Source organism: Pseudochelatococcus sp. B33 (assembly GCF_053570585.1).
The window spans coordinates 21643-34561 of record NZ_JBSEFH010000015.1; the positions used below are offsets into that span (position 1 = coordinate 21643).

Below are 12919 nucleotides of genomic sequence, written 5' to 3' on the forward strand. Positions count from 1 at the left end.
TTGGTCCGTCGTTCTCGCACGCTCCTGCCGCCACCCGGCGCGCCGTCCCCGCTCGCGCCCGAGGCGCTGCGCCGCGCCGCCATTCTCGCCACCCGCCGCGACCTGCTCGGCCTGGGCGCCGGGATCGCCGGCGCGGCGCTCGTCGCCCACCTGCTGCCGGGCGCGGCCTTCGCGCAGGCAGAGGCGCCCGAACCGCCCCCGCCCGGCGAGGCGTTCGAGGCCCACGGCCTTTCCGCCTTCGGCGATCTGCAATTGCCGCCCGATTTCCCGCACTTCCCCTATGTCAACCCCGACGCCCCCATCGGCGGCCGGCTGGTGATGCGGGTGACGCAGGGCAGCTTCGATACGTTCAACACGCTCAACGCCTATGTTTTGCAGGGCGATGCGGCGGCGGGCATGGGCATGACCTTCGATTCGCTCATGGCCGGCTCGGGCGACGAGCCCGACGCCCTCTACGGCCTCGTGGCGCAATCGGTCGAGGTCAGCGCCGACCGCAGGCTCTACCGCTTCCGCACGCGCCCGCAGGCGCGTTTCCACGACGGCACCCCGATCACCGCCGCCGACGTCGTCTTCTCCTTCGACATCCTCAAGGAGAAGGGCCATCCCTCCTATCGCGCGATGCTGGCCGAAGCCGAGAGGGCCGACGCGGAGGCCGACGACGTCGTGGCCTTCCACCTGTCGGAAGAGCGCGGCCGCGACCTGCATCTCCTGATCGCCGCGCTGCCGATCTTCTCCAAGGCCTACTGGGAGGGCCGCAATTTCGCCGCCTCGACGCTGGAGGCGCCGCTCGGGTCCGGCGCCTACAAGGTGGGGCGCTTCGAGGTCGGCCGCTTCATCGAGTTCGACCGCGTCGACGACTACTGGGCGCGCGATCTCAACGTCAACGTCGGGCAGAACCGCTTCCGCACCGTCCGTTACGAATATTTTCGCGATGAGCAGGTGATGTTCGAGGCGTTCAAGTCCGGCATCATCAACTTCCACGAGGAATATACCGCGAGCACCTGGGCCAACGGCTACGACTTCGCCGCCTTCCGCGAGGGCCGCGTCCAGCGCGAGAAGATCGAGACCGAAGCCGCGCCCAACATTCAGGGCTGGTACTTCAACACCCGCCGCGAAAAATTCGCCGATCCGCGCGTGCGCGAGGCCATCGGGCTGGCGTTCGACTTCGAGTGGACGAACGCCAAGATCATGTACGGCTCCTACCGGCGCACGACATCGTTCTTCGAGCACACGCCGCTCAAGGCCGAGGGCCCGCCCTCGCCGGAGGAACTCGCCCTGCTGGAGCCGTTCCGCGGCGAGGTGCCGGACGAGGTGTTCGGCGAGCCGTTCGTGCCGCCGGTCTCCGACGGCTCGGGCAACGACCGCAACCTGCTGCGCCGCGCCTTCCAGCTGCTGACGGAGGCCGGGCTGAAACGCGAGGGCAACGCGCTGCGCCTGCCCGACGGCCGGCCGCTCGAGATCGAGTTTCTCGATTTCGCCACCCGGCTTCAGCCGCACGTCCAGCCGTTCCAGGCCAATCTCGACCGGCTCGGCATCAAAGCCACGTCGCGCATCGTCGACGCGTCGCAATATCAGGAACGGCTGAAGAACTACGACTACGACATCGTCAGCGTGGCGCGGCGCGGCAGCCTCTCGCCGGGGCCGGAGCTGCGCATCTTCTACGGCTCCCAGTCCGGCAAGACGCCGGGGGGCATGAACCTTGCCGGCATCGACAACCCGGTCATCGACGCGCTGATCGAGCGCATCGTGCGCGCCCAGACTCGCGACGAGATCACCGTGGCCGCCCGCGCGCTCGACCGGGTGCTGCGGGCCGGCCGCTACTGGGTGCCGGCCTGGTTCCGCCCCGACGACTGGTATGCCTTCTGGGACATCTTCTCCCGCCCCGATACGAGCCCACGCTTCGACTCCGGCGCGCCGGGCACGTGGTGGTTTGACGCCGACAAGGCGCAACGCATCGGCTGGAGGCGCTGAGCCGTGTTCGCCTATATCATCCGCCGCCTGGCGCTGATGGTGCCGACGATCTTCGGCATCATGCTGATTTCGTTCGTCATCATCCAGTTCGCGCCGGGCGGGCCGGTGGAGCGCATCATCGCCCAGTTGCAGGGCGCGGACGGCGGCGTGGCCGCGCGCATCGGCGGCGGGGGTGGCGACGGGGGGAGCGTCGGCGGCGGCGAGGGCGGCGGCCGCTATCGCGGCGCGCAGGGGCTCGATCCCGCCTTCATCGCCGACCTCGAGAAGCAGTTCGGCTTCGACAAGCCGGCCCACGAGCGCTTCGTCAAGATGATGACGGACTACGCCACGTTCAATTTCGGCAAGAGCTATTTTCGCGATGTCTCGGTGCTGCAGCTCATCGGCGAGAAACTGCCGGTGTCGATCACGCTCGGCCTGTGGATGACGCTGCTTTCCTACGCCGTCTCCATCCCGCTCGGCATCGCCAAGGCGGTGCGCGACGGCTCGCGCTTCGACGTGTGGACGTCGGGCGTGGTCATCGTCGGCTACGCCATCCCGTCCTTCCTGTTCGCGATCCTCCTGATCGTGTTCTTCGCCGGCGGCTCGTTCTGGCAGATCTTTCCGCTGCGCGGCCTCACGTCCGAGAATTTTTCGGAGCTGTCGCTCGCCGGCAAGGCGGCGGACTACCTGTGGCACATCGCGCTGCCCGTGCTGTCGATGGCGATCGGCGCCTTCGCCACCTCGACCCTGCTGACCAAAAACTCGTTCCTCGACGAGATCCGCAAGCAATACGTGCTCACCGCCCGCATGAAGGGGCTGACCGAGCGGCAGGTGCTTTACGGCCACGTGTTCCGCAACGCCATGCTGATCGTCATTGCCGGCTTTCCGGGCGCGTTCATCGGTGCGTTCTTCGCCGGCTCGCTGCTGATCGAGACCATCTTCTCGCTCGACGGGCTGGGGCTCCTGTCGTTCGAGTCGATCGTCAACCGCGACTATCCGGTGGTGTTCGCCAACCTGTTCATTTTTTCACTCCTTGGACTGGTGGTGAACCTCCTCTCCGACCTCACCTACACCTGGATCGATCCGCGTATCGATTTCGAGACGCGGGAGGTCTGAGATGACGGAAACCGTCACTCCCGCCGCCGCTCCCCCACCCCCGCCCCCGCCGACGAGGGGCGTCCTGCGCCTGTCGCCGCTCAACCGGCGCCGGCTGCGCAATTTTCGCGCCCACAAGCGCGGGTTCTGGTCGCTATGGATCTTTCTGGCGCTGTTCTTCGTCACGCTGGGCGCGGAGTTCATCGCCAACGACCGGCCAATCATCGCCGCCTACAGGGGCGAGATCCTGTTTCCGGTGTTCGTGGACTATCCGGAGGAGAAGTTCGGCGGCTTCCTGGCGCGCACCGACTACCGCGACCCCTTCATCGCCGACGAGATCGAGGCCAACGGCTGGACCGTCTGGCCGCTGATCCGCTTCTCCTACCGCACGCACAACCTCGCCATGCCGGTGCCCGCGCCCGCACCGCCGACATGGCTGTTGACCGACGAGCAATGCGGCGGCTCGTGCCGCGACATCGAATGGAACTGGCTCGGCACCGACGACCAGGGCCGCGACGTGCTGGCGCGGCTCATCTACGGCTTTCGCCTCTCCGTGCTGTTCGGCCTCATCCTCGCCGGCGTGTCGTCCGTGATCGGCATCTTCACCGGCGCCATCCAGGGCTATTTCGGCGGCTGGACCGACCTCGTGCTGCAGCGGGTGATCGAGATCTGGAACTCGATCCCCTCGCTCTACCTGCTGATCATCGTCTCGTCCATCATCACGCCCGGCTTCTTCGTGCTGCTCGGCATCCTGCTGCTGTTCTCGTGGGTGGCGCTCGTCGGCGTGGTGCGGGCCGAATTCCTGCGCGCGCGCAATTTCGAGTACGTCAACGCGGCGCGCGCGCTCGGCCTCTCCGACGCCACCATCATGTTCCGCCACGTGTTGCCCAACGCCATGGTGGCGACGCTGACCTTCCTGCCCTTCGTGCTCAACGGCTCTATCACCACGCTGACCTCGCTCGACTTTCTGGGCTTCGGCCTGCCGCCGGGCTCGCCTTCGCTGGGGGAACTCCTGGCGCAGGGCAAGGCCAACCTGCAGGCGCCGTGGCTCGGGCTCACCGGCTTCTTCGTCATCGCCCTGATGCTGTCGCTGCTGATCTTCATCGGCGAGGCGGTGCGCGACGCGTTCGATCCGCGCAAGACCTTCAACTGAGGAGAGACAGGCATGAGCACCCCGCTTCTCTCCGTGAAGAACCTTGCGGTCAACTTCCGCCAGGACGGGCGCGAGATCAAGGCCGTCCGCGGCGTATCCTTCGATCTTGCGGCCGGCGAGACGCTGGCGCTCGTCGGCGAATCCGGCTCCGGCAAGTCGGTGACGGCGCTCTCCGTCCTCAAGCTGCTGAACTATCCGGCGGCCTATCACCCGTCGGGCGAGGTGCTGTTCAAGGGCCGCGACCTGCTTCCCGCCACCGAGGACGAGCTGCGCCGGGTGCGCGGCAACGACATCACCATGGTGTTTCAGGAGCCGATGACCTCGCTGAACCCGCTGCACGTCATCTCGCGCCAGATCGGCGAGATCCTGAGCCTGCACAAGGGCATCACCGGGCAGGCGGCGCGCCGGCGCACGCTGGAGCTTTTGGAGCTCGTCGGCATCCGCGATGCGAAAAGCCGGCTCGACGCCTATCCGCACCAGCTCTCCGGCGGCCAGCGCCAGCGGGTGATGATCGCCATGGCGCTCGCCAACGAGCCCGACCTGCTGATCGCCGACGAGCCGACCACGGCGCTCGACGTCACCGTGCAGGCGCAGATTCTCGACCTCCTGGCGGAACTGAAGGCGCGGCTCAACATGTCGCTGCTGTTCATCACCCACGATCTCGGCATCGTGCGCAAGATCGCCGACCGGGTGTGCGTGATGACCGGCGGCGAGATCGTCGAGACCGGCCCCGTGGCCGAGGTGTTCGACCATCCGCAGCATGCGTATACGAAAAAACTGCTCGCCGCCGAGCCGAAGGGCGAGCCGCGGCCGGTGGCGGCCGATGCGCCGGTCGTGATGGAGGCGGGGCCGGTGAAGGTGTGGTTCCCGATCAAGACGGGCCTGTTCCGCCGCACCACCGGCCACGTGAAGGCGGTCGACGGCGTGTCGCTGACCGTGCGCGAGGGCGAGACGGTGGGCATCGTGGGCGAGTCGGGATCGGGCAAGACGACGCTGGGCCTCGCGCTGCTGCGCCTCATCCGCTCGGAAGGGCCCATCGTGTTCCTCGGCCAGCGCATCGATGGCCTCAAGCGCAAGGCGGTGAAGCCGCTGCGCCGCTCCATGCAGATCGTGTTCCAGGACCCCTACGGCTCGCTGTCGCCGCGCCTCTCCGTGGCCGAGATCGTCGCCGAGGGGCTCGGCGTGCAGCACGGGCGCCTCTCCGAGGACGAGCGGCGGGAGCGCGTGGCACGGGCGCTCGCCGATGTCGGGCTTGATCCCGCCAGCATGGACCGCTACCCGCACGAGTTCTCCGGCGGTCAGCGCCAGCGCATCGCCATCGCGCGCGCCGTGGTGCTGGAGCCGCGCTTCATCGTGCTCGACGAACCGACGTCCGCCCTCGACATGTCGGTGCAGGCGCAGATCGTCGACCTGCTGCGCGAGCTGCAGGGGACGCGAAAGCTCGCGTATCTCTTCATCAGCCACGACCTCAAGGTGGTGCGGGCGCTCTCCAACACCGTCATCGTGATGCAGAACGGCCAGGTCGTGGAGCAGGGGCCGGCACGGAGCCTCTTCGCCGATCCGCAGACGGAGTACACGCGCACGCTGTTCAAGGCCGCCTTTTCCACATCGGCGCGCGCGAATGGGCTGCCCGCGGCGCAAGCCACCTGACAGCAAGCGCAAAAAGGTTTATCCAACGCCGGACGATCAATCTCGAAGGAACTGTCATGGACGGCGTCACCCTTGTCGACCATCCGCTGGTGCAGCACAAACTCACCCTGATGCGCGACAAGACGCGCTCGACCAAGGGATTCCGGCAGTTGCTGCACGAAATCGGCATGCTGCTGTGCTACGAGGTGACGCGCGACCTGCCCACCGAACTGATCGATGTCGAGACGCCCATCGCCACCACCCGCTCGCCGGTGCTCGCGGGCAAGAAGCTCGTCTTCGCGCCGATCCTGCGGGCGGGCGTCGGCTTTCTCGACGCCATGCTCGACCTCGTGCCCTCGGCGCGCGTGGCGCACATCGGCCTCTACCGCGATCCCGAGACGCTGCAGGCGGTGGAATACTACTTCAAGGCGCCGGCCGACGTGGCGGACAGGCTCGTCATCGTCATCGACCCGATGCTCGCCACCGCCAATTCGGCCATCACCGCCATCGACCTGCTGAAGAAGCGCGGCGCGCGCGACCTGCGCTTCGTCTGCCTGCTCGCCGCGCCCGAGGGCATCCGGCGGCTGAGAGACGCGCACCCGGAAGTACGCATCTGGACGGCCGCCGTCGACGAGGGGCTGAACGACCACAGCTACATCGTCCCCGGCCTCGGCGACGCGGGCGATCGCATGTACGGCACGCGCTGACCGGTTTCCGGGCAGATCCGGATCGGACAATGAACACGATCGTTTATTCCAGAGAAAAATGCATTGAATCTGAATGGCTCTCTTTCTCGATCCATTTGTTGACGCATAAAATTGTTCCAGAAAGTGCACACTTTTTGGTTTGATGCTGTAGGCGAGTTCTGATCGAAATGAGATTGACACGCGTTAAATTAGATGATGCGACGGCAAAGTTTGGTCATCGCCCAACAACCGTCACGATTACGGTATCTGTATCGGGTCCCGATCTGTGCGGGTACTTGCCTGTGCGCGGCGATCGTACAACCTCCGGCCAACTATCCTTAGCCTTGTAAGGAATGCCATGTTTCCGAAGCCCCTGCCCCAGCTTATCCCCAACACCTACGACTATGAATCGCTGCCGCTGGTGAAGCCCACCGGCTTTCGCGAGTATGACGCACGCTGGCTGTTCCAGAAGGAACTCAACCTCATGGGCGTGCAGGCGCTGGGGCTCGGCCTCGGACAACTGCTCCACGAACTCGGCGTGAAGCCAGAGATCGTCACCGGCCACGATTTCCGCGGCTACTCGTCGTCGATCAAGTATGCGCTGATCGCCGGCCTGCTCGCGTCGGGTGTGAAGGTGAAGGACATCGGGCTTGCGCTCTCGCCCATGGCCTATTTCGCCCAGTTCGATCTCGACGTGCCCGCGGTGGCCATGGTCACGGCCTCGCACAACGACAACGGCTGGACCGGGGTGAAGATGGGCGCGGCGCGCCCCCTCACCTTCGGCCCCGACGAGATGAGCCGCCTCAAGGACATCGTGCTGAACGCGCGCTTCGAGACGCGCCCCGGCGGCGGCTATGAATTCGTCGAGGGTTTCGCACAGCGCTACATCGCCGATCTCACCAACCGGCCGAAGCTCACGCGCCAGCTCAAGGTCGTCGCGGCCTGTGGCAACGGCACGGCGGGCGCGTTCGCGCCGCAGGTGCTCGAGGGCATCGGCGCCGAGGTCGTGCCGCTCGATGTCGAGCTCGACCATTCCTTCCCGCGCTACAATCCCAACCCCGAAGACCTCAAGATGCTGCACGCCATCGCGGACGCCGTGCGGGAATCGGGCGCGGACGTGGGGCTCGGCTTCGACGGCGACGGCGACCGCTGCGGCGTCGTCGACAACGAGGGCGAGGAGATCTTCGCCGACAAGATCGGCGTCATGCTGGCGCGCGACCTCTCCACCCTGCACCCCGGCTCCACCTTCGTCGTGGACGTGAAGTCGACGGGCCTCTTCATCACCGATCCGGTGCTGCAGGCCAACGGTGTCGAGGCGGATTACTGGAAGACCGGCCACAGCTACATCAAGCGGCGGGTGAAGGAGCTCAACGCGCTGGCCGGCTTCGAGAAATCGGGCCACTTCTTCTTCAACGCCCCCGTGGGGCGCGGCTACGACGACGGCCTCGTGACCGCCATCGCCGTCTGCGACATGCTCGATCGCAATCCCACGAAGTCGATGGCCGACCTCTACCGCGACCTGCCGCGCACCTGGGGCACGCCGACCATGTCGCCCCATTGCGCCGACGAGATCAAGTACGACGTGGTCGAGCGCGTGACGCAGCGCTTCAAGGCTCTGCAGGCGCAGGGCGGAGAGGTCGCGGGCCAGCGCATCCGCGATCTCGTCACTGTGAACGGCGTGCGGGTGACGGCAGAGGACGGCACCTGGGGCCTCGTGCGCGCCTCCTCCAACAAGCCGGAACTCGTCGTGGTGATCGAAAGCCCGGTGTCGGAAGCGCGCACGCGCGAGATGTTCAAGGCCGTCGACGAGATCCTGCGCGAAAATCCGGAAGTGGGCGCCTACAACCAGACGTTCTGACCCCGCGACACGCGATGAACAGGGGGCGCGGGCGCAACACCCGTGCCCTTTTCATATGTGTCGGATCGCGTGTCATATCTTTCTGCAGCAACTTTTCATAAACTATCTGGACAAAATCGCGATTTGGGATTCTCATGGTCATGATTCGGAAAGATGCGGCACGTCTTGCGGATCATGCGTATCGTACCGGTTTCCCGAGGCTGGCCTTCTTGCAGGGCACGGCCTTTTCGGATTCCGGCGAGTCCGGGCAGCGCGGGCGCGGCATCGCCGCGACGCGCTCACAGGGGCCGGCCGGCTCGACGCCGGCGCGTTGTGGTCAGACGTTGGGGACTCCGAAGGGAGCATTGCATGGCGCGCGCGGAAGCGGCGAGCGTGCCCGTGCGCGCGGGCACGGTTCTGGGAGTGACGCGGTCAAGCGGGCACGCCGGCCATCACCATCTGGCGGTGATGGAACCGTGGCTGCGGCGGGCGGTCCCCATGCTGCTGACCGTGTTTCTCGGCTCCCTGCTCGTCGGCGCGATCCTGCACGGCGTCGACACGCGCAACGCCGCCCTTTCCGACGCCACGACCGAAATCGACCTCGTCGCAGCGCTTGCCGCGAGCGACATCACGCTCGGGATTGCCGCCCGGCAGCCGGAGGGGCAGGGGGGCGACGCGCCGACCCTGGCAGCCGTCGCCCGCGGTGTGATCGAACGGGCCGTTCCCGCCCGCTCGTTGGTGGGCAATCGCCTGCTCGCGGTGGCCGATGCGTCGGGCCGCATTGTCGCCGCCCACGCGGGCGAGTTCGTGGGGGTGCGGCTTGGCGAGATTCTGGGCCACCGGCAGCCGCTGACCACCTTCGCCGACCGTGCAGGCGTGCTGCGCATCCCGCTGGCGGGCGGCGAACCGGCGCTCGCCACCGTACGCAACCTGCCGGGCGGCGGGCAGGTCGCCGTCGTCCAGACCGAGGCCGACGCGCTCGCCAAATGGCGGGCCGACATCACCGGCCAGACCACCCTGCTCGCGGCTGCGGCCTTCGTGCTCATCGCCATGGCGATGGCCTATTTCATGCAGACGCGCCGGGCTCGGGCCGCCGAAGAGGTGTGCGAGCGGGTGCGCGAACGTGTCGACGCCGCGCTCGACCGCGGCCGCTGCGGGCTGTGGGACTGGGACATCGCCCGCGGCCGCCTCTACTGGTCGGACTCGATGTACGACATCCTCGGCTACCAGCGCCACGACGAGTTCATGTCGTTCGGCGAGATGAACCAGCTCGTCCACCCGGACGACGCCGACCTCTACGCCATGGCCGACATGATCGCCAGCAACCGCGCCGCAAGCATCGACCACGATTTCCGCATTCTCAACGCCGACGGCAAGTGGGTGTGGATCAAGGCGCGCGCGCAGCTTGTCGAGGACCGGGGCGACGGCCCGCACCTCGTCGGCATCGCGGTCGACATCACCGAGCAGCGCCGGCTCGCCGAGCAGACCGCCACCGCCGACATGCGCCTGCGCGAGGCGGTCGAGACCATCTCGGAAGCCTTCGTGCTGTGGGACGCGAACAACCGCCTCGTCACCTGCAACACGAAGTTCCAGCGCCTGCACGGCCTCTCGCCCGATGCGGCTGCGCCCGGCACGCCCTATGAGGAGCTGATGCGGCTCGGCACGCTGCCCCCGGTCAAGACCGAGCTCATGGACCAGCCCCGCCCGGCGACGGGGCGCGAGAGCGGCGCGCGCACCTTCGAGGCGCAGCTCACCGACGGACGCTGGCTGCAGATCAACGAGCGGCGCACCCGCGACGGCGGCTACGTGTCGGTCGGCACCGACATCACCACGCTCAAGAACCACGAGGAGAAGCTGCTGGAATCGGAGCGGCGGCTGATCGCCACCGTCGCCGATCTCAAGCGCTCGCGCCAGAAGCTCGAGACCCAGGCGCGCCAGCTCGCCGACCTCGCCGAGCGCTACCTCGAACAGAAGGCCGAGGCCGAGACGGCGAACCGCGCCAAGGCCGAATTTCTCGCCAACATGAGCCACGAGCTGCGCACGCCGCTCAACGCCATCATCGGCTTCTCCGAGCTGATGGAGAGCGGCATCTTCGGCGAGCTCGGCAACGAGAAATACCACGAATACTGCCGCGACATCCGCAGTAGCGGCAAATACCTGCTCGGCGTGATCAGCGACATCCTCGACATGTCGCGCATCGAGGCCGGGCGCATCAACCTGGAGCGGGAGGCGCTCGCCGTCGACAACGTGATGAGCGAGGCCGCCCGCGCCGTCGCCCGCGACGCCGAACTGAAGGGGCTGACGCTCACCGTCGAGACGCTGCCCGACACCGCCATCAACGCCGACGCCAAGGCGGTGAGCCAGATCCTGGGCCATATCCTGCGCAACGCCGTCAAGTTCACGCCCGAGGGCGGGCGCGTCACGCTGCGCGCACGCATCTCGGGCGCCAACGTGCACCTTTACGTGGAGGACACCGGCATCGGCATCCCGGCCGAGGCGTTGAAGAAGCTGGGGCGGCCGTTCGAGCAGGTGGAGACGGAGTTCGCCCGCAGCTACAAGGGGTCAGGGCTCGGGCTCGCCATCGCCCGCTCGCTGGCGGAGCTGCACGGCGGAGCGCTACGCATCCGCTCCAGCGTCGGCCATGGCACCGTGGTGATGGTCAGCCTGCCGGCGCATGCCGCCCGGCGGGCGGCAGCGTAGTGGAACGTCACGACAGAACCAATGCCCGAGATATATCTTGATTCAGATCCGGTATGTGTTAGTATTGTCTGCAGTGCTTTCTGAAAACTGAAAGAATATTATTTTTGTTTATTTATGATTCATATTTGGAGAATTAAGATGGGTGTTTTAAGTCTCCCCAAGCATGATCCTTTTATTTCCTGCGAGAGGTCTTATTTAACTTCAGATCCATCCGATACTATTGGAGTTCCCACGAAAATAGCCCGGTCCTTGCTGGATACCAGCGACGCATACAGCGCCTTCGGCGAGTCGATCATGGGCGGCGTGGCTCTCGCCCCTCTGGAAACGAAGGCCGCATACCGCACGGCCGCGCAGGACGGCCAGGTGATCGGCGCGACGATCCTGGGCATCGGCCCCGGCCTCGCCACCCGTGTGGTCGGGAAGGTGGGCGAGCTGGCGGGCAGCATCGCGGGTGCCGTCGCCGGTCTGCTTTTCGGCACAATAGCCTCGATCGCCAGCAAGGTCACGGGCGAGAACTACGGCAGCTTCAAGGAAGTCTTTCTGGACATGGTCAAGATATTCCGGGAGGGCACCGGACAGCTCGCCGGTATTCTTCCGGCCCTGGCGTCGGATGTGGTGATGCTGGTCGGCGCCGCCATCGGCTGGTGCGTCGGCAAGCCGATCGAGATGTACCGCGCGCGGCAACAGCCTTACACGGCCTGAATCAGCCTGAGCCGGTCGTAGAGCGGTCCACCGCCGAATGGTTCACCGCGCCGCGGGCGTGCGGATGTCCAGCGGGGCCGAGGCGCCTGCGGGTGCCGCCGGGCGCGGCGCCTGGGGCGCCGGAGACGGCACCGGCGCCACGGGCGCCTGCGGGGCGGGCGCCACCACGTAATACGCGCTCGATTCGTCGAAGCCGGCGACGCGCTCATTGGCGGCGGGCACGTTCGGGATGGCGTCGCCGGGGATGGTGACGGATTGTCCGCCCCGGCCGCCGCCGAGGCAATCGGCGCAGATGCCGCCCACGGCCTGGCGGGCGTTTCTTTCCCATTTGTCGAAGCGGCGCTGTTCCTCGTCGAGCGCTTGCAGGTTCGCCTCGCGATCGCGAATCTTCTGCTCGCGCCATTCCGGCGAGAACATCTCCGAACCGGGAGCGGCCGGAGAACCCGCCGGCACGCCATCCCCCGCGGCATGAGCCGCACCCGCCAGCAACACCACCGTCAGAACAGCGATAACCCTCACAATAGATCCCCCACCGTCACAAACGACATCAAGCTGCCGCCGGAACATGCGTCCGGCGAAAGCGCCTTTTCAATCCCTATTCTGGATAAACCCGCCATCATTAAGGCGCAAGGACCGATGTCCAGCACCTTATGCTACTATTAACGGCAGAGATGGCGGGGAACGACGCGAAATCCGTCAGACCGAAGGCCGCGTGCGGTCGGCGAGCAGGTCGCGGATTTCGGCGAGCAGCTTGATGTCGGCGGGATCCTCGGGCGCGGGTTCGGGCGCCTTGTTGCGCTCGGCCTGACGCTTCAGCTCGTTGATGGCCTTGACGACGAGGAACAGCACCCACGCCACGATCAGGAAGTTGATGGCCTGGGTGATGAAGCTGCCATAGGCGATCACCGCGCCTTGCGCGCGCGCCGCATCGAGCGAGGTTGCGGTCACCTCGCCGGAGAGGGGCAGGAAGTAGTTGGAGAAATCGACGCCGCCGCGCGTGATCCAGGCGATGATGGGCATGAACAGATCGCCCACGACCGATTCGACGATCCGGCTGAAAGCCGCACCGATGATCACGCCGATGGCGAGGTCAACAACATTGCCCTTGAGGGCGAATTCCCGGAATTCCTTCAACATTGACGACGCTCCTCGTGGCTCCCAAGAAAA

The 12919-nt window shown here is 66.5% G+C and carries 10 protein-coding genes; 8 read left to right on the forward strand and 2 right to left on the reverse strand.

The window, feature by feature from the left end:
* Nucleotides 1-81 precede the first annotated feature (81 nt).
* The 8 genes from ACUSIJ_RS17165 (at nt 82) to ACUSIJ_RS17200 (ending at nt 11752) form a co-directional block, all read left to right on the forward strand.
* The gene (locus ACUSIJ_RS17165; protein ID WP_449309763.1) at nt 82-1971 is read left to right on the forward strand and encodes an extracellular solute-binding protein; all 1890 of its coding nucleotides are present in this window, start codon (nt 82-84) and stop codon (nt 1969-1971) included.
* 3 nt (nt 1972-1974) lie between these two features.
* Nucleotides 1975-3066, forward strand: a complete 1092-nt coding sequence (locus ACUSIJ_RS17170; RefSeq protein WP_449309642.1) for a microcin C ABC transporter permease YejB — start codon at nt 1975-1977, stop codon at nt 3064-3066.
* 1 nt (nt 3067) lies between these two features.
* On the forward strand, nt 3068-4198 hold the full coding sequence (locus ACUSIJ_RS17175) for an ABC transporter permease (RefSeq protein ID WP_449309643.1): 1131 nt from the start codon (nt 3068-3070) through the stop codon (nt 4196-4198).
* 12 nt (nt 4199-4210) lie between these two features.
* Nucleotides 4211-5848, forward strand: coding sequence for an ABC transporter ATP-binding protein (locus ACUSIJ_RS17180; protein WP_449309644.1), 1638 nt, complete (start codon nt 4211-4213; stop codon nt 5846-5848).
* Between the two features lie 56 nt (nt 5849-5904).
* Nucleotides 5905-6534: a uracil phosphoribosyltransferase gene (gene upp, locus ACUSIJ_RS17185; protein ID WP_449309645.1), complete on the forward strand. Its 630-nt coding sequence runs from the start codon at nt 5905-5907 to the stop codon at nt 6532-6534.
* Between the two features lie 337 nt (nt 6535-6871).
* On the forward strand, nt 6872-8371 hold the full coding sequence (locus ACUSIJ_RS17190) for a phosphomannomutase/phosphoglucomutase (RefSeq protein ID WP_449309646.1): 1500 nt from the start codon (nt 6872-6874) through the stop codon (nt 8369-8371).
* 348 nt (nt 8372-8719) lie between these two features.
* The gene (locus ACUSIJ_RS17195) at nt 8720-11050 is read left to right on the forward strand and encodes a PAS domain-containing sensor histidine kinase (protein WP_449309647.1); all 2331 of its coding nucleotides are present in this window, start codon (nt 8720-8722) and stop codon (nt 11048-11050) included.
* A 249-nt stretch (nt 11051-11299) separates the two neighbouring features.
* Entirely contained in the window at nt 11300-11752 is a 453-nt protein-coding gene (locus ACUSIJ_RS17200) for a hypothetical protein (RefSeq protein ID WP_449309648.1), read from the forward strand.
* Nucleotides 11753-11794: 42 nt separating this feature from the next.
* Here the strand turns inward: ACUSIJ_RS17200 and ACUSIJ_RS17205 are convergent, their stop codons facing one another.
* Both ACUSIJ_RS17205 and mscL read right to left on the reverse strand, forming a co-directional pair.
* Nucleotides 11795-12271, reverse strand: a complete 477-nt coding sequence (locus ACUSIJ_RS17205) for a hypothetical protein (protein ID WP_449309649.1) — start codon at nt 12269-12271, stop codon at nt 11795-11797.
* A gap of 177 nt (nt 12272-12448) precedes the next feature.
* Nucleotides 12449-12889 (reverse strand): large conductance mechanosensitive channel protein MscL, encoded by a 441-nt coding sequence (gene mscL / locus ACUSIJ_RS17210; RefSeq protein WP_449309650.1) that lies wholly within the window; start codon nt 12887-12889, stop codon nt 12449-12451.
* Between the last annotated feature and the right edge of the window lie 30 nt (nt 12890-12919).